Annotated in this window: 14 protein-coding genes; 1 reads left to right on the forward strand and 13 read right to left on the reverse strand. The window is 41.2% G+C overall.

The features are described 5' to 3' along the window. Positions 1 to 43: 43 nt before the first annotated feature. The 4 genes from IM797_RS27465 to IM797_RS27480 all read right to left on the reverse strand — a co-directional run bounded on the left by IM797_RS27465 (position 44) and on the right by IM797_RS27480 (position 3,740). On the reverse strand, positions 44 to 613 hold the full coding sequence (locus IM797_RS27465) for an adenylate kinase (protein ID WP_194130429.1): 570 nt from the start codon (positions 611 to 613) through the stop codon (positions 44 to 46). 354 nt (positions 614 to 967) lie between these two features. Continuing rightward, positions 968 to 2,005, reverse strand: a complete 1,038-nt coding sequence (locus tag IM797_RS27470; protein WP_194130430.1) for an aldo/keto reductase — start codon at positions 2,003 to 2,005, stop codon at positions 968 to 970. Between the two features lie 51 nt (positions 2,006 to 2,056). Continuing rightward, positions 2,057 to 2,413, reverse strand: coding sequence for a VOC family protein (locus IM797_RS27475; protein ID WP_194130431.1), 357 nt, complete (start codon positions 2,411 to 2,413; stop codon positions 2,057 to 2,059). Between the two features lie 124 nt (positions 2,414 to 2,537). Further along, a complete protein-coding gene (locus tag IM797_RS27480) occupies positions 2,538 to 3,740 on the reverse strand; it encodes a winged helix-turn-helix domain-containing protein (protein ID WP_194130432.1) in 1,203 nt (400 codons plus the stop codon). Positions 3,741 to 3,878: 138 nt separating this feature from the next. On the opposite strand from IM797_RS27480, the gene IM797_RS27485 reads away from it, so the two are divergent. Then, positions 3,879 to 4,421 carry a hypothetical protein gene (locus tag IM797_RS27485; protein WP_194130433.1) on the forward strand — a complete coding sequence of 181 codons (543 nt, stop codon included), beginning with the start codon at positions 3,879 to 3,881 and terminating at the stop codon, positions 4,419 to 4,421. A 111-nt stretch (positions 4,422 to 4,532) separates the two neighbouring features. Here the strand turns inward: IM797_RS27485 and IM797_RS27490 are convergent, their stop codons facing one another. The 9 genes from IM797_RS27490 to IM797_RS27530 form a co-directional block, all read right to left on the reverse strand. Further along, positions 4,533 to 5,291 (reverse strand): LytTR family DNA-binding domain-containing protein, encoded by a 759-nt coding sequence (locus IM797_RS27490; RefSeq protein ID WP_194130434.1) that lies wholly within the window; start codon positions 5,289 to 5,291, stop codon positions 4,533 to 4,535. 17 nt (positions 5,292 to 5,308) lie between these two features. Further along, on the reverse strand, positions 5,309 to 7,990 hold the full coding sequence (locus IM797_RS27495) for a sensor histidine kinase (protein WP_194130435.1): 2,682 nt from the start codon (positions 7,988 to 7,990) through the stop codon (positions 5,309 to 5,311). A 212-nt stretch (positions 7,991 to 8,202) separates the two neighbouring features. After that, positions 8,203 to 9,333, reverse strand: a complete 1,131-nt coding sequence (locus tag IM797_RS27500; protein ID WP_194130436.1) for a TlpA disulfide reductase family protein — start codon at positions 9,331 to 9,333, stop codon at positions 8,203 to 8,205. A gap of 39 nt (positions 9,334 to 9,372) precedes the next feature. Beyond that, positions 9,373 to 10,809 (reverse strand): RagB/SusD family nutrient uptake outer membrane protein, encoded by a 1,437-nt coding sequence (locus tag IM797_RS27505; protein WP_194130437.1) that lies wholly within the window; start codon positions 10,807 to 10,809, stop codon positions 9,373 to 9,375. Positions 10,810 to 10,820: 11 nt separating this feature from the next. Continuing rightward, positions 10,821 to 14,387, reverse strand: coding sequence for a SusC/RagA family TonB-linked outer membrane protein (locus tag IM797_RS27510; protein ID WP_194130438.1), 3,567 nt, complete (start codon positions 14,385 to 14,387; stop codon positions 10,821 to 10,823). 277 nt (positions 14,388 to 14,664) lie between these two features. Further along, the gene (locus tag IM797_RS27515; protein WP_228099169.1) at positions 14,665 to 15,792 is read right to left on the reverse strand and encodes a FecR family protein; all 1,128 of its coding nucleotides are present in this window, start codon (positions 15,790 to 15,792) and stop codon (positions 14,665 to 14,667) included. A 135-nt stretch (positions 15,793 to 15,927) separates the two neighbouring features. Beyond that, positions 15,928 to 16,566, reverse strand: coding sequence for an RNA polymerase sigma factor (locus tag IM797_RS27520; protein WP_228099170.1), 639 nt, complete (start codon positions 16,564 to 16,566; stop codon positions 15,928 to 15,930). Continuing rightward, positions 16,556 to 17,110 (reverse strand): hypothetical protein, encoded by a 555-nt coding sequence (locus IM797_RS27525; RefSeq protein ID WP_194130439.1) that lies wholly within the window; start codon positions 17,108 to 17,110, stop codon positions 16,556 to 16,558. Before IM797_RS27525 ends, IM797_RS27520 begins: the two co-directional genes overlap by 11 nt. Positions 17,111 to 17,138: 28 nt before the next feature. After that, positions 17,139 to 18,134: YhcG family protein (locus tag IM797_RS27530; protein WP_194130440.1), on the reverse strand; the 996-nt coding region annotated here is incomplete at its 5' end.

Here is an 18,134-nt window from a genome sequence, read left to right on the forward strand (position 1 = left end):
TAGCAAAACAATTGCAGCGGTAAGAATCCAAACGAACTAATGATTAATATTGATCAACAACGGCACAAAGATCGGCAAATATATCGTCAATCTTACCAATGCCATTTACTTTGCTCAATTTGTTTTGCGACTCGTAATAAGGCAAAACATGAATGGTTTTATTAAAGTACTCTTCAATTCTTTTTTGCAGTTTATCAGCATGATCATCAACGCGACCGGTTTCGAGCTGACGCTGAGCGATTCTTTTTGTCAATTCGACCTGATCTACATCTAATGCAATTACACCAGCTATAGCACTGCCTTTACTCACTAAAAACTCATCAAGCGCCTGGGCCTGAGGCACCGTACGTGGAAATCCGTCAAATATAAATCCTTTAGCCTGTGGATTTTTATCTACTTCTTCTTCCAGCATCGCAATGGTAATTTCATCAGGAACCAATTGTCCATCAGCAATTAAAGCACTAACACGCTGTCCAAGCGGCGATTGGTTCTTGATGTGAGCTCTGAAAAGATCTCCTGTTGAAATGTGAACCAATTGATATTTTTCAATTAGTTTTTCAGATTGGGTGCCTTTGCCTGCACCTGGAGGGCCAAAGAGAACAAAATTCAGCATTTGGGTTGTCTTTAAAGTTAAAAAGCCTTATGCCAGCAGGCTTAAGGCTTTTGTTGTTTAGTTATATTTCAAAGTTAAAAACACAATGCAGCTGATGGAAGATTTAATTAGACCAGCTTCTACAAATAGACTTTTAACCATTGAAATTATTTATTTTTATACGATTCAATCCATTCATTGTAACCTTCAGTTCTCAGGCCATTAATCCCTGAGCAAGAAAACAGAAGGTTAGTTTTGAGGTTGCAAATATATAATTAAAAAATCAGTATCTGGTTTTTTTTGCAAAATACCAGGCTCAGAAATACGACTTATTAATCTGATTGAATGCATTAAAGCTTCCGAAAATCATTAACTTTAATAAATGACAGGCGGCGGGTTCAAAGTTAAATTTTGTCTTTGGTGCCAATAAGGATATATAGTAGGGATTTCACTCGCCGCATCTAGTTTTTTCACCTGTTCAACCGTTAGATTCCAACCTATGGCGCCTAAATTCTGTTTCAGCTGTACTTCGTCACGCGCACCAATGATGATGCTCGATACTGTTGGTCGCTGCAACAACCAGTTTAACGCAACCTGGGCTACAGTTTTATCCGTTTCTGCCGCCACTTCATCCAGCGCATCCAGCGTATTGTAAAATACGTCTTCTTTGACTACGGCTTCAGGTACCGGACTACCGCCTTCAGCTACACGCCCCGTTTGAGGGACAGGTTTATTTCGGCCATATTTACCGCCCAAACGTCCCGCAGCCAGGGGCGACCAAACAATCGCGCCCACTTTTTGGTCTATGCCCAATGGCATCAGCTCCCATTCGTATTCCCGATTGGCAAGAGAATAATAAACCTGGTGTGCGATATAACGGTTCCAACCTTGTTTATCAGAAATACCCAATGATTTCATCAAATGCCATCCAGAGAAATTTGAGGCCGAAATGTAACGAACTTTACCACTCTGGATCAGATCATCCAAGGTACGTAAAGTCTCCTCAACAGGTGTATTTCCATCAAAACCATGCATGTGATAAATATCGATGTAATCGGTATTTAAACGTTTCAAGCTTCCCTCTATCTGTTTTAACAAATGAAAGCGGGAAGAGCCCTGATTATTCGGGCCTTTACCAAAAGTAAAGGTAGCCTTAGTAGAAAGGAGTAACTGATCTCGTTTACCTGCAATGGCCTTTCCTAAAACCTCTTCAGCTAAGCCGTCAGAGTAAATATCAGCAGTATCAAATAAGTTTACACCGGCATCTAAACAAATATCTACTAGTCTGCCTGCTTCTTTAGCCTGAGTACTGCCCCAGGCTTTAAAAAAATCATTTCCTCCACCAAATGTGGCGGTACCAAAACTTAACGCAGGCACCTGTAAACCAGATGCACCCAATTGTCTGTATTCCATATATTGAATATTTAAATAATAAATAGGATGTTTAAACGATTTGCAACATAATCAGGCATTAAATTCAATGAGCTCAAAGCGATTGCCAAAGGGATCCCTAAAAAAGCAGCGCTGACGCCCTGGAATTTCTGAAGCATATTGTACATCAATATTTTTTTCTGCTAAAAACTGCTTTGCATCATTCAAGTCAACGATTTCGAAGGCGGGATGCCGGTCAGATGGATCGTTCCCAGCTTCTTCGGTGATGTGTAATTCTACATCTCCGATTCGAAACCAAATCGCAGCTTTAGGATGCTGACCTGGGATTTCTGTTAATCCAAGTACAGCACCATAAAAGTCCTGCGCCTCGGCTCTCCTCCCTTCCGGCACCGTAATTAAAATGTGGTCCAGTCTTTTGAATGTAATCATGTGTACAAATTGTTTTATAATCCAAAGTACAAGAATTGGGATTGATCTGGATACTTTCTAAAGTTATATGATGCTATCTTTACAATAGCAGGCCCAGCTGACTGATTAACCAAATCACATAAATTTACGCCCTTAATTCAAAAAAACTATTGCTGATGGTTTTAAGATAGAATTCATGATTAGACCGCTCGAAGCGAATGTCATGACATTGGTTAAACAACACAAATGCTTTGAGTGCCTGAACAAACTTTCCAATTACGATCTGATCAAGGTTGATGGCTTCAAAATGAATGTTGTGCACAATCAACACCTTTTTTTTGCGATCAGCTTTGGCATCCATTCTTGCAATAAAGGTTTTGCCTGCAAGTACAGGGAGCGAAAAATAACCGTATTGTCGTTTTGGAGCAGGCACAAAACATTCAATCTGGTAGTCAAAATGAAAAAAATCCTTTAAACGGTGCCGGAAAACATTGAGTATATCAAAGGGCGAGAGGATAAACACCGTATGACTTATTTCAATATTGATGTCCTGCCCGGGAAGCATATAGTAAGGCCCCTTCAGTCCTTCAACAGCGACCTTGCTCACCAAGCCGTTCTGAACCATTTCTTCCAGTTCCTTTTTAATCAGGTTGCCCTTTACCCGGCGCGCGCGCCAGGCCATTTCTTTAACGGAGGAAACGCCCAGTGCACGCAGGGTGCTGAGTATCACAAAACGGGCGTATTCTTCCGCAGCAGGCATGGATAAGTCTATCTCCACCGGTACCAAATTGATTGGCAGGTCGTATACTTTCTGGAAGGATTTGGTACGATTGATCATCAGTTTTCCTTCCAGATAAAGCCTTTCCAGCGCTACCTTGGCTGGTCTCCAATCCCACCAGCCTGAGCTGGGTTCTACCCGATCATTATCAAAATCCCCAACCATCAGTGGACCTTCACGTTCTGCCCGGTCCATAATCTCTTTCATTAAATTAGCTTCAGGCCTGCTAAGTGGCTTCCCCTGCAATTCAAAAGCTTTTTTTACTGGCAGCGAAAAGCGGAAATCGCGCATAGGAAGATACCCCGCATCAGAAATGAAATACTCATAAATACGACCGTCCTCGCAAAGGCTGGCCAGCCATTGCGTTTGATAGCCTGGTATGCGTGCAGCCATCACATGGTGATGTGCGCGTTCTACTACATAATTGGTATCCAGTTGAACAAATCCTAGGTGATCAATCACCCGATACACCGCCTCAATCCCCGTCCCAAATTGTGCATCCCGGGCAAGACCGGCAGCATTTAGAACAATTTTTCGTACTTGTGAATTTGTGAGAACAACGGGTTCCATTTGATTTAGTTCATAAAATCCCATAACACAATATTAGTTTTTTCAGGACAAACAATAGGATTATTTTACTTTTCAGTCTCCAAATCTATAGCTTATATTTGAGCTTTGTAAAAAACGCTTAGCCCATCCTATTCACGTATGAAAAAGATCTTCATCTTAATTTCAACTGCAATCCTTGCAGTCGGCTCCATGATAGCCCTGGTCCATTATATCAAAATGGACAGTTTTGCGTTTGCCTGGGTGCTAAACTTCATGCTCATGTTCTTTGTTGTTTTTTTTACCGAAGCATTAAAAAGCCAGTTTACGTCTGCTTACTATCAGGAAAAGGAATGGGAACAGGGCGGAAAAATATATGAATATCTTGGTATTAATTTTTTTAGAAAATTATTGGTTTGGATTGGCTGGGAAAAAATAATCAGAAAATCCAATCCCGTAGAGAAAAACACCGAAGCTTTGGCTAATTTACTTTATCGGACAAAAAAATCGGAATTGGATCACCTCATTATCCTGGTTATAGTCCTGGGGTTTAATATTTTCGTAGCCTTCAAATTTGGCTTGCTCAAGTCCTTATGCCTACTCCTGTTAAATATCATATTACACGTTTATCCCATTTTCCTGCAACGCTACAACCGGCCAAGAATAGCGCGGGCACTGCGCTTGAGCAAAAGGAGGAGGAGCTAGTAACTGAAACCGGCTAGGTATCGTAGGTATCGAGTGAGTTATATCGGCATTGGGCTGTTTACTACCATATCCTAAAAACAGAACGATTGGTTTATTTACAAATGTAGCGATTTAACATTTCCCTTTCATGATTCTGAGTAAAACCTCTTCTCTTTTTTGCCTGGAGATGGGTACCTGACTTCCATCTTCCATGGCGATGTAACCGCCGTCTGTTTTTACATAGGCAGCGATCTTTTTAAAATTTATCAGATGCGATTGGTGGGTACGTATGAAATCATGTCCATCAAGTAATTCCTGATAGTCCTTTAAAGTTTTACATACCAAATGATGCTTATTGTCGGTCAGGTAAAAGTGTGTATAATTCCCTTCTGCCTCCAATCTGATGATTTTCGCGATGGTGATAAATTCAATCTTGTCCGCTAAAGGGATAGCTATTTTCTGTTCATCATCCCTTCGGTCTATATTGGCCAGTAACTCCATTAATCTTTCGTCTGCTCTTTTCGGGCCGATCTGTTTAATGACCTTGTCAACAGCACTGCTCAGTTCCAGAATATTTATAGGTTTAAGCAGGTAATCTAAAGCGCAGGCTTTAACCGCCTGTATGCCATACTTGTCATATGCAGTTACAAATATAAGTTCGAAGTTTTGCTGACCGTTCAGGAGCTTTAACAAATCAAATCCGGAAAGCTCACCCATTTCTATATCAAGAAACAACAGATCGGGTTTGTGTTGTGCAATTAAGGGCAGCGCGGTACCGGGAGAATCTGCCTCTGCAATAACTACAACTGCGGGACAATATTCAGCAAGAAGTTGCTTTAGATTGCTCCTGCTTTTGGTCTCGTCGTCAACAATTAGTGTTCTAATTTTCATGTGCAGGTTTGAGGGTCCTAGTCTATTGGTATTGTTAATACTGCTGTAACGCCAGATGGCTGACCGGCTAAATTAGCATTTATCTCCAGATTACCTTTAGTGGCAGGCGTATTTAACAAGTTTAGCCGCTCGCGTACTAATTTCAATCCAAATCCATCATGTCCGTCTTTAACTTCTCCATTCCAGCCAGAGCCATTATCGCTGATTACTATTTTTAAGTAGCTACCACTGTTGCTGATGTCTATCTTCAACTTGCCTGCGGTTCCTTTTTGGGCAATGCCATGTAAGATGGCATTTTCAATAAGCGGCTGAGTTATCATTCCTGGTATTTCTACCAGGTTAGCATTGATGCCATTAGCCAGGTGGATATCAAACACGAAATCAAAACGAAGTTGCTCCAATTCAACATATAAAGTTACGGCCTGTAGCTCGTCAGCGAGGCTTATAAATGTCTTTTCAGAGTTATTCAATACCCTTCTCATCAGCAAAGCAAACTTTTCCAGATAGAAATTTGCTTCTTTATATTGCTGGTTATTTATTAACGATTGAATAGAGTTTAGCGCGTTAAATATAAAATGAGGATTCATCTGAGAACGGATGGCTTTCACTTCCAGCTCTTTAATTTGACGTTTTAGAGATTCTTTTCTTTTGAGGTTTGCCAGCCTTGCTTTGTAAATCCAAAAGAAAATAAGGCTTGCAAACAGAATGGAGCCTGTGCTCCATCCTATCGTTTTAATCAATTCTGCCTTTTGCTCCCTGGTCATTACACCAGAATCAATTGCTTGCTGGATCAGGTCCGCTATTATCGACTGGTCATCTGGAGCCGCATCTAACAAGTAACTGGATATAACCCGATAGTCTGAATCAAATGTATATACCTTAGTCTGCTGATAATACAGATTAAAATCCTTTAGCGGCTTTTCCATGTCAATTTCAACATAGGTAACATTGGGCAGCGCTTTTAAGGTCTGGCCAATGGTATTTTCCTCAGATACCCTTTGTGCTATAAGAAAATGAACCTTATTACCATTTTGCTTTTTGATCAGATCGATATAACCTTTCAATACATCGGGATTATTATAGTTCAGGATGATGACCAGTGGCTTACCTTTAAACTTGGCAAGCTCAAGCGTATTTCCATCGTTTGTAAAGAGTTGCTTTACCGGTCCCGGATTTCCAGGTAACCATTTTCTGGCTTTTGCCCATTGTTCTTTTACCTGATTTGTTAAAGTGGTATCCCCACAATTATTTATGAAATCCTCATAATAAGTTTTCAGCCTTTCTGTACTCTCGGTCTCACTTTTATAGAGTTCATCCTTTAAAGAATTATAAATAGAAAAATATAAGGGATATCCATTAAACGAGGCCATCGCGGTAGCATAGTTAGCTAAGAATCCGTATTGGCCGGCATTCCTCACACCTAATTTCGTCTGCTTATAGGAAAGTAGCCACTTCATGTACCAAATGTAATGAAGCCCTCCTTCTGCATTACTCATGGATACAGGTAAGGTATCAATACTTACAAAATAATCTTCAGGAAAGTCGCCCAAAGACATTTTCGGCTTTGGTCCCGTACAATTGTAAGAAAAGAATTCAAGTTTTGTTCCGGCTTGTGTAAACTTAAAATTAGTTCTGTTTTCGTCTATGATACCTGATGAAACACGGTTAGCGTATTTATTGATTACGTGATCAAAGTCTTTTTGTCCCTTTTTTTGAAAAGATAGAAATTCTGCTAACGATTTATTGCGGTACATGCTTTCATTCACCCATTGACTGTTAAAAATTGGTGTTAGCTCTTTGCTTAATCCGGCTTTAGCCGCTGCATTTCCTGAAAAGGAAAGGGTTTTATCAAAATCTAACCGGTCTGCTTTAACGATCAGCGTATCGAATGGTTCTAAAAAAACGGTAAAAGTTTTATACGCATCAAACTGCCCCATAATCCATCTTTGCCTTAGCGTCAAGCCTGCCAAAACATTGCTGTTAAATGAGCCATCTCTACTGAACCTGAAAATTTTGGCGTCAACTGCGTAAATGGTATCAACAGCAGACAGATTGGTAATGTGCCCTTTAATCACAGCATTTGTAGGCAACGTAAAGGATGCCGATTTGAAAACTACATTGGCTATGTCCCTGGATGCTGACAACTGCAGCGTTTTAGGCATTGCCTCGCCAGCAATGAGCGCGCTGATGATGGCCTCAGAAATTTCCCTGACCTGTACAATTGGAAAAATACTTTCGGACGGGAAATTAGTTTTTGGAGTAGAAGCAGTTGTATTGACGCTAATCAAAGAGAAATTGAATTTCGGAGCTGTAGATAACACCTTTAAGTTTGAGATTTTTCCAAGACCATTAGCGGTCATCTCATAGGTTTGTTTGGGCAGGATTTTTTTACGGTTTTCCAGATACCTGGGATAGTATGAATCATAGCTCAGCCAATTGTTTTGGGCATCAGCATATTTTAGGCGCAGTCGCTCAATTGTTCCTTTAAAAACCACATTCCCGTTCGACATTTTATCGGACACCTCATATCTGACCCTCAAGTTGTAGTCAGAATTACGGTAAAAGTTGCAAATCCGAATATCAGTCTCCAGCCAATCTCCAGATTTAAAGGTTAAGGGAGGACGCTGTTTTTGAGCGAAGAGCTGAGCAAGCGTGAGCAGCATAATTACGCCAAGGCTTAAAAGTTTTTTCTGTTTCATAATTTTAGATTTGAAACAAAAAAAGGCAGAATACCTGGCTTGGTTCTGGTGCATTGAGCATATGACGTGTTTGGGTTATTATTCTGCAATAATATCGATTCATTTTGTTGATTCTGCAAAATAGCAGCTATGAAACAAAAAAGCCTTTAGAGATTTATCTAAAGGCTTTCATAAATACTTTCTTCAAGAAAATTTTCCAATATGGAAAAGATTTACTTAATAAATTTTTGCAGCATCTTTTCCAGCGCGTCACCCCGGAGATCTCTGGCCACGATCATTCCGTTAGGGTCAATTAAAAAGTTCTGTGGAATGCCGGTTACCCCATACATCATTGCTACCTGATTTTTGATGCCTTTTAAATCGCTCAGCTGAATCCATGGCAAGCCATCAGTCTGGATGGCCTTTAACCAGGGGTCCTTTTTGTCATCCAGGGAAATTGCAATGATCTCAAAGTTTTCACCCTTAAATTTCTGATAGGCTTTTAGCACATTGGGATTCTCAGAACGGCAGGGCCCGCACCAGCTGGCCCAAAAATCCAGCAAGATGTACCTGCCTTTGAAAGCAGATAAAGTGACTGGCCTGCCTTCGGTATCGTTCTGAACAAAGTCCTTTGCAGCTTTACCAACTTCAACACTCTTTAGTGCATTAAAACCAGCCCTAAGCCGCTTGCCCATATCTGAATTTTTGATCCGGGAACTCAGGGTATTGAACCGGGTTTCGAAGGCCGGGCTTTCTATGCCCCCCTGATCACTGAGTATATAAAGGCTGACATAAGAATCCGGATGTTTAAGAAAAAAGTCATCTTTCATTTTCATCTGCTCCCGGCCTATAGCCTGAAGCTGAGGTTGCAGCGCATCCATTGCGGTCTTGTTTTTCTCATCCACGTACTGAATATATTTTTTTGTCAGGGGCCTTCCTTTGTCTTCAAAAGGTTTCAGCTGCGTCTTTAATAGCTCATAATCGCGCTGTACTGTACCTCCCGTTATCCACGCGTGTTTGATGTTCGCTCCGGTAAGGTTCATTTTTTTATTTTCCAGGAAAAAACTCTGCAGGTCCATTTCTTCAAATCTTCTCCAGTCCGACCGGTCTATTTCTTTCCCCGGGGCACTCATGACCAGTTCCGCTCTGACCACATCGGCAACTTTACCCTTAAATGAAAATTGGCCATTTTTAACGAACGTTGAATCTTTAATGGCATACTTACTTTCAGGGTTGGGATAACTGAGTATTACTTTTTTACCTTCATGGTTACCCTTGAGTTTTCCACTTAATACAAATTCATTCTGTGCATTTGCAGATAGGGCCGCCAGGCCAATTACTGCTGTAATCAGTGTCTTCAACATATAGCTAGTTTTATTTATAAAAATTGAGTGATTCCTTTTTTATGGATTGTTCTGCATACCAGGGTTTTCGTCCATTACTTTTTGCGGAAAACGGAGTACAAACCTTTGTGGCTTCAATGTAAATGTGTTAACCACACTACCGCTTGCTGCATATAAGGTATGGGTAAAGGTAATCCCGCTAAAAAGCGGATCAACGGAAAGTCTTCTCATGTCAAACCATCGATAGCCGGCTACCGCGAATTCCCGGATGCGTTCTTCAATAATGAATTTAAGGAGCGGCAATTGCTGACTGGCAACTGCTGAAGGAACAGCATAGCTGGCAGGAGGTATCCTTTTTGCACGCAATGTTTCTACATCGGCCTTTGCACCGGCCAGATCATTCATTCTGGCCCTGCACTCTGCCCTTAACAGGTAAAGGTCCGGCACTGTTACACCAAACTGAAGGTTGCTGGGGCCCATTTTTCTAAGCAGGCCAGCCGGATAAGCAGGTCCGAAATAAGCTGCCGGCGAGTAAAACTTCAACCGAAGGTCTGATGGGTCAAACAAATCGGCCGTTTTCTTGCTGATGACGATTTCACTGGTATTAAACGTCCAGGTATTGTAAGATTGCTTCCCGAACACACTTTCTTTAATATTTGGGCCGTAAGGATAGGCCGGACCGAAAAGACCGATTGGCAGGAATTCTCCGCCGGCTGCAAAAGTTACGTTGTAATCGTAGAGGCCAAGAGGAATTGCGGCACTGCTGATATCTGTTATGGCTGTATTCAATAATGGCAAGGCTTCATTGGATTTGCCCATAAACAGGTATACTTTACCAAGAAGCCCTTCTGCACCGGCTTTTGACATCCTTACCCGGTATGTTGTTTTTGCAGGCAGGTTCGGTATGGCTTTCAGGAGATCTGAAACAATAAAATCGTATACCTCTTTTACACTTGCCCTGGTAAAACTGGTGCCTGTTACATCCGCCTTTGTCAGAATGGGGAAGCCGGGATCGCTGCCCGCAGTATTGGCATCGTAAGGTTTGGCGAAATAATTGATCAGTAAAAAATAGGTCCAGGCCCTTCCTGCCAGTGCCTCTGCTTGTATAGACAGTTTTTGTTGCGCTGTACCATCTGTGGCAGCTGGCACTTCGTTGATGATCTTATTGAACAGGTAAATGTGCTGAAGCGGCACAAGTGTTTCCGCGGCATCCTCATCCGGTTCATAAATCACCTCATCCCAGCGAAAAAGCCGTTGTGTTTTCATATTGGCCCCGCTGAAATAAGGTTCTATAGCCGCCACTTCATCGCCCATGGGCACCTGTGCGCTGGCACTTATGATGAGCAGGTTATTGAGCAGCAAATCATAATCTGCTACCTTTTGCGCAATGAGTTTTCCTTTTGGCGTTACCTCCAGAAAAGATTTTTTACAAGAGAACAATACCATGCAGAGCATTGCCAGCAAAATTGATCCGGTAGATTTATAGTTCGTTTTCATGTCCGTTTGAATTAAAATTTAACGTTTATCCCGAATGACACACTGCCCTGATTGAACGGCATGCTCCTGCTGCCATAAATTGCGTGATGGTATTCAGGATCGATATCTGCTTTATTGGCTTTCCACAACATCAGGTTAGATAGCTGTACCCGAAATGCAACCTGGTCTGCCTTCAGTTTTCTACTCAGTGCCGCTGGCAAACTGTAAGCCAGGGTAATGTCCCTGAGTTTAACATAGGATGCACTCAATACATTGATATCTGCGTAAGTATAATACTCAACATCCCTCCGTGTATCGCTTAACGAAGTATTGGCAACATAAGATGGGATGTTGGTCAGCAGTTCATCGCCAGGCTGTTTCCAGCGACTGGCAAAATCGGCCTGAAGATTTCCGCTCGTGAAACCGTCATGCTGGATGTTAGCATGGGTAATCCGGTTTGAATAGACCCTGTTTACATCTTTTCTCATCACATGGCCAAGGTTAAATATGGCGTTGGCGCTTAGCATAAAATTTTTATAGTTAAATACATTGGCCAGACCACCACTCCAAACCGGTTGATAAGTTCCCATGAAACGGACATCTTCTACCTTAGCCGCATTTGGCGTTTTGGTTATGGATCCATCTGCCAGCTCAATCTGCGGATCTCCCAGCTGGTCCAGCCCGGCAAACTTATAGGCAAACAAAGCAAATGCAGGATAACCTTCAGCATAATCCTGCCTTACCCGGTAAAAAGACCTGGTTACCGGCGAACTCAGGTTCAGTTTAGTAATCTTATTTTTGTTATAGGCGACATTAAAAATGGTATTCCATTTAAAATTGCCTTTCTGGACATTGCGGGTATTTAAACTAAGCTCGATTCCTTTATTTTCCAGATCGCCAAGGTTTCCGGTGATATTTGCATAACCACTAAATGTATTGGTTGGCAAAATGCCCAGCAGATCGCTTGTTCTTTTTCGATAAAGATCTATGGTACCGCTTATGCGATTGTTAAACAGGCCAAAGTCAACACCTATATTGATGGCCCTGGTGCTCTCCCAGGTCAGTTTTGAATTGGATGGCGTAGCAATATTTAATGCGATCCCGCCAGGGAAATTACCACTTTGAACAGCCGACAGGATATCATAGGATGAGGCTGTTCCCGGAACAGGAGAATTACCGGTAAGACCGTAAGTAGCCCTGATCGCTAAATTGTTTAACCAGGATACATTGGCCATAAATTCTTCTGAACCGGCTATCCATTTTCCACCTATGCTCCATACCGGCCTGTTTTGAGCTGATTTATCCAGACCAAAGAGGTTGCTCCTGTCGATACGAAAGCTTCCATTAAGGGCATACTTATGGTTATAGGTATAAGCGATATTGGCATAGTAAGAAGTAAAGCGACTGCGCTGTTCCGACTGGGAGAACAGGTCGTTCGCTAAAATGCTCCGCCCAAAATTGTTGGGCATCACAGGATTCATCACACCGTTTAATCCAAGTGTTAAATAATCAACGGCACCGGAAGTTTGCAGCAGTTCATTATATCCCCTCACTGTACTTGTGGTATTATTGACGAGCTGTTCCTGTGCTTCCTGTCCAAGTAAGGCAGTCAGCTGGTGCAGATCGTTGCTCCAGCTTTTGTTGTAACTTAACTGGTTTCTCATCGTCCAGTTTTGCTGGTTCATATGGTCCAGGCTATATCTCCCCCCATTATTCGGCAGGTAATAAACAGGTGTTGAACCTGCGGTAGGGGCCACGGTAAACTGTGCCAGTTCACTCCTGACCAGATAGCTTTTGGTATCGTCATAAACTTCGGTCTTGCCGTTTCCTTTAACATAGCCATAGGTACCTTCGAACTTTAAGCCATCCAGCAAACGGATATTCAGGCCCAGCACATTGCGGCTCAGGAAATTGTTGTCTTTGGTATAGCCGTAATTGAATTCATCCAATGGGTTATAGTCCAGGTTCACGCGGCTACGGTTTTGAAAATCCATACGCACTTCTTCGCTGAGCTCTCCCATGTATGGAATGGAAATGTTATTGCCCGAGTTATCCCTGAAAAGCTGATAGGGATAAAAATTATTGTTGACTTGGATGTTACGTTTGGCGCTGGACAGGCTATTGGTCAGGTCGGTGATGAGGTTTAGCTGGATAAATTTACCTATTGTGAAATCCTGTCTCAGGTTAATTTTATAAGTGTTGTTTTGATCACCGGGACGGTTATTTACCGTATTGGTGTAAGCCCCAGATCCATATAGCGAATACTTACTTGTTCCTGCAGAAAAAGATAAGGTATGGTTCATGAGTGAAGCATTCCTGTACCAAAGGTCTTTGATTTGTTGCCGGTTGTCAATTCCTGAGAGACTATCCAGGCTTGTTTTAGCCTGTGCAGCTGTTATGAGGCCCCTCGACAGATTGTATTGGATCATTTCGTGCGGTGATACACCTGAACTACCTGTTGAATAAAAATCGGAAACAGTTTCCCATGGATTCGTGACCGGATCAAAAGTTTCGCTAGCAGCCTGGATGAATTGCCTGCTGTTGAGTGTTTTTAAATAATCCAGATCGGGTCTGCCCTGAAAGTTAATGAAAGCATCGTAACCGATCCGTAATTTCTCATCTTTTCCGCCTTTTTTTGTAGTGATTACAATGACGCCATTCGACGCCCTTGCCCCCCATATTGAAGCTGCTGTAGCATCTTTAAGCACCGTAATGTCCGCTACATCCTGAGGATTGATGCTGGAGACATTGTCAATAGGAATCCCATCTACTACAAACAATGGGTTTCTATTCGTTCCCATATAGCCGCCCGGGGTATTTGGGTCACTAATGCCAATCGTTGAAAGTCCGCGGACAAGGAATGGATTCTGGGTGGCATTAGGTGCATTGTTTACCGTTAAACCAGCAATTAAACCATCCAAGCGTTGCAGGATATTCATACTTCCTGTGCGGTTCTCGATGATCGCCATATCGGGTTTGGCAAATGAGCCTGCACTTCTTTCTTTGGACAAGATCTGATACCCTGTATTGACTACCATTACTTCTTCCAGATCTGCTGTACCAATTTCCATTTTTATGGTCAGGTTGCGGGACTGCCCAACAGGAATTTCCTGGGTTTTATAGCCTAAAAAAGAAACCTGCAGTATGGCCTGTTCATTGATGTCGTTCAATTGAAATTCGCCATTGGTGTTTGTAGTGACCACCTTTTGCGTATGCTTTACCCGTATGGTTGCCCCAGCTAATGGCTGCCCTTTTTCATCAAATACGGTACCGCGGATATCGACGGCCACAAAAGCAGAAACCAGCTTATCCAGCAAGGAATGACTTTCTTTCTTCTTAATCGTCACAATTTTACCCTCTATTTCGTAAACCAGATTAAGTCCATTCAAGGAAATCTCCAATGCTTTTTCAATCGTGGAATTTGACAGGATCACATTAATTTTCTGATTTTGAGGAATTGTTTTTTCATCATAATAGAAATCAAATCCGCTTTGTTCCCTGATGTCTTTTAACACCGAGAATAAAGTGACATTTTTTTTGTTCAGGGTAATGCGCTGACCGAAAGTAGCAGCGCTAACCTGCATAAGGGATGCTATCAATATAACGGTGGTTAAGCGCATTATCAGCATAATTTTATGGCATAGCCGTCCAGGCTTACCATATCGTGAGTTAATATCGTACATTTGTTTAGTTTGGTTGTAAGCAGTTTGTCTTGCGTCGTCGAAAACTTTAGACTTGCTGCGGTTAACACTTTGTATTCTTATAAATTGTGCCAAACACAAACCAGGAGTGTCCGCACTTCTGGTTTGCTTCTCTTGTTAATTTCGCTGTCGTAAAAGTTGATCCATGTTTCTTTTGTTTAGTGATTGGTTATTTTTATTTGGTAACATATAGTTTCTTTCCATCTATTTTAAAATGAACCTGTCCTGATTTTTCAATGGATTTAAGCACTGCCGAGAGCTTGTTATTACGGGATATCAATCCATTTGAGGTGATGCTTTCAGGTACAGAACGATCATAAATGATCTCGACATCATACCACCTGCCAATCTTTCTCATTACCGAACGGAAATCCGCATGTTCAAAGTAGAAATCCCCCGCTTTCCAATCGATTAGATTTTCGACATCCACCCTGGCGACTTTAATTGCCGTTCCGTTGTTGATGGCTTGTTCTCCCGGTTTAAGCAGCTGCTGGTTTTGATTGGAAGTTATCTTGACTGCTCCCTCTAGCAACGTAGTTGCCACCACCTTTTCATCTGTATAGGCATTGACATTAAAATGAGTACCCAGTACCTCTACTTCCTGGCCTTTACTTTCTACAACAAAAGGATGCATTTTGTCTTTCGCTATTTCGAAATACCCTTCGCCTTCAAGTTTTACCCTGCGTTTCCCACCTTGCTTAAGGTTAGCCGTATAAGTTAAGCTCGAGGCCGCGTTTAACCAAACCATGGAGCCATCAGGCAAACGGAGCTGATAAGTTTCTCCCCTGGCTGTAGCTAAAGTATTCAATTTATTTGTTGCGGTATTGGCGTTTTTTATTTCATAGATCAACTGACCATTTGCAGATTTGGTGATGACTACCCCCGCTTCCTTAGCGAGCTCTCCATCAGGTGTGTTTGTCAGTTCTATTTTTTTTCCGTTAGCCAGCGTTAAAGTTGCCCCTACTTTTCCAGGTGCAACATCATGTGCCACTAAATCTATATTCTCCGGCACCGTTTGTTTATCATAATTGAAGAAGTAAACACCCACCACAATTGAAGCAACTGCTGCAGCCACCACAAGGATACGAGGCCATAATTTCACACCGACAGTCCCTGAAGCCAACCGCTCTTCCAGTCGCATCCATACTTCTACCTTTGAATTGTCCAATTCAGACTCGGGCAGCGTAGCTTTGTTCCTGTTATTCAGCTGAAAAAGCCAGAGTTTAGCCATACGCCTCTCCTGCTCGTCAGGCTTTCCAGCAGTTAACTGTTCCAAAATATCCTTGATGTCCTTTCTTTCCATAAGGTTTGTTGATGCTTATTTACAGTATGGCAAATCAAACAGCCCCATTGGTGACTCTAGGTGAAGAAAATATTTGCTAAAAACAAAATAAACCACCAATGGCCTGATTATCAGATTAATAATTTTCAACGCAAATTACTTGTTCAGGACATAAAGCACAAAAACAACGGTTCCCAAATTGTTCTTGAGCTGTTTCATGGCACGCTTGAGGTGTGTGTTGACCGTGTTTTCGGTAATATCCAGTTTGGCAGCAATTACCTTGGCACTTAAATATTTGTTGAATTTGAGTTCATAGACCTCCCGCATCTTCGGCGGCATGGCTTCAATTTCCTGACGAATCAAATCGGCAATGTCTTTCTCACGGATCAGATAGTCTGTTTCGGTGCTGTCCACCTCTATAAAATGATCACCCTGCTCAATGTATTTTTTAACGATGGCCTGATGACTAAAAATATTGAATACTTTATTCAGTACTGATTTATACAAATAACTTGAAAGCGAAGTTTTCAGCGTAAAGCTTTTCCGGTGATCAATCATCCATGCAAACACATCATGTACTACGTCTTTGGCTTCCTCAGTATTGCGGAGCTTGTTGTAAACAAAAAGATAAAGCAGGTTGTAGTAGCGGTCGTAGATTTCTTTAAACGCAGCATCATCGCCCTCACGCATAGCGGTGGCAAGTTCCTGATCACTGTATTTACTATAGTCCTCCATTGCCGTTCTCCCTGGTATGAATTTACCAGTTTTGCGGGCAATGTAAAAATTATTTGGCATATAAAAAATTTCCCTTTAACATGTGTTCAAGGCGCTCAATGTTTCTAAAAAAGCAAAAATCGGCTTCAAATTGTAAGGGAAACGGCTGAATCAAAAACAAACCACAACTAGAAGAAAAATGAAAAGTAAGATCTTTGATAGCCTTTGGTCCCAAGCCGTAACCCCGGAAGTTAGGATTGATTGTAATCTCCTTAATCAGACATAAATTCCTACTAAAAAAATCTTGATATTTTTCCATTACCTCATCTGTAAAATCACAATTCTCAGCATCTATAACATTAAATACATGTCTCGCAACATATTCAGAATGTGCATCAAGAACCTCAAATACCCCATAAGGGGATTCCGCCGCATGATCAATATGGATAATTAAAAAATTTATTCCGCCAATAACCTGCAGCTCTTTACCATATCCATCTTCTAAAGTAATTTTCTGGAAAACTTCAGTTATATAACGGCTATGTTCCATAGGCCCTAAGCAGGAACTAAATGAATAGTTAAAAGTTACCGACGAATCTTCTAGTTCTTGAGGCGTTATTTTCATAAATTCTTGATCAGTTAAAATAATATAATCAAACTTCTTTTTTCTTTAATTCATTTTCTATTTCTTCAATTGTAGGTAAGCTAGATCGAAGATTTTTCGGCAATGAGCGTGTCAATTCAAATTCTGAAATACCAATAGGCTTGTTCATGTCCCTCAAAGCATATTCAGCCATCACCTTATCCTTTGTCTGACATAGAATTAGGCCGATAGTTGGTTTATCTTCTGCATGTTTGATTAAATCATCTACTGCTGAACAGTAAAAATTCATTTTCCCAGCGTATTCGGGCTTAAAGTCACCTCGTTTCAATTCTATAACAATAAAACATCTCATTTTAAGATGATAGAATAGTAAATCTAAGTAAAAGTCCTGATCACTAACTACTAACTTATATTGTCGTCCGACAAATGCAAACCCAGCACCTAGTTCTAAAAGAAACTTCTCCACGTGCTTTACGAGCTCTGTTTCTAATTCTCTTTCAGTAAAAGGTTGAGCAATTGTTATGAAGTCAAAAATGTATGGATCTTTCAATGTTTCTCTCATTAAATCTGATTGAGGATCGGACAATGTTTTCGAAAAATTATTAATTGACTCCCCTTGTCGAAGATGAAGATCGCTCTTTATCATTAATGAAAGAACATCTCTACTCCAACCATTTAATAAGGTTTGTTCCACATACCAAAGCCGTACATTCTTATCTTTAAGTTTTTGCAACAACAAAATATTATGTCCCCATGGTATTTGGGAAACAGCCTGTTTCCTAAATTCAGATATTTCAGTGATGTTTTCGTCTAATTGGGAAACAGGCTGTTTCCCAATTAGATCTTCTAAACTGTATGCTTTATAAAATTGAACCATAAACTTCAGGTTTCTCTCAGAAAAACCTTTAATCTCTGGCAATTCATTTCTAATATCATTAGCTAAACGCGACGTAACTGTTGCTCCCCAACCTTGTTTATTTTGTAGATCGCTAATAATTCTACCGATATCCCAGTAAAGATTAATCATTCCTGCATTTACAGAAAG

This window comes from Pedobacter sp. MC2016-24 (assembly GCF_015223055.1).
GTDB lineage: Bacteria > Bacteroidota > Bacteroidia > Sphingobacteriales > Sphingobacteriaceae > Pedobacter.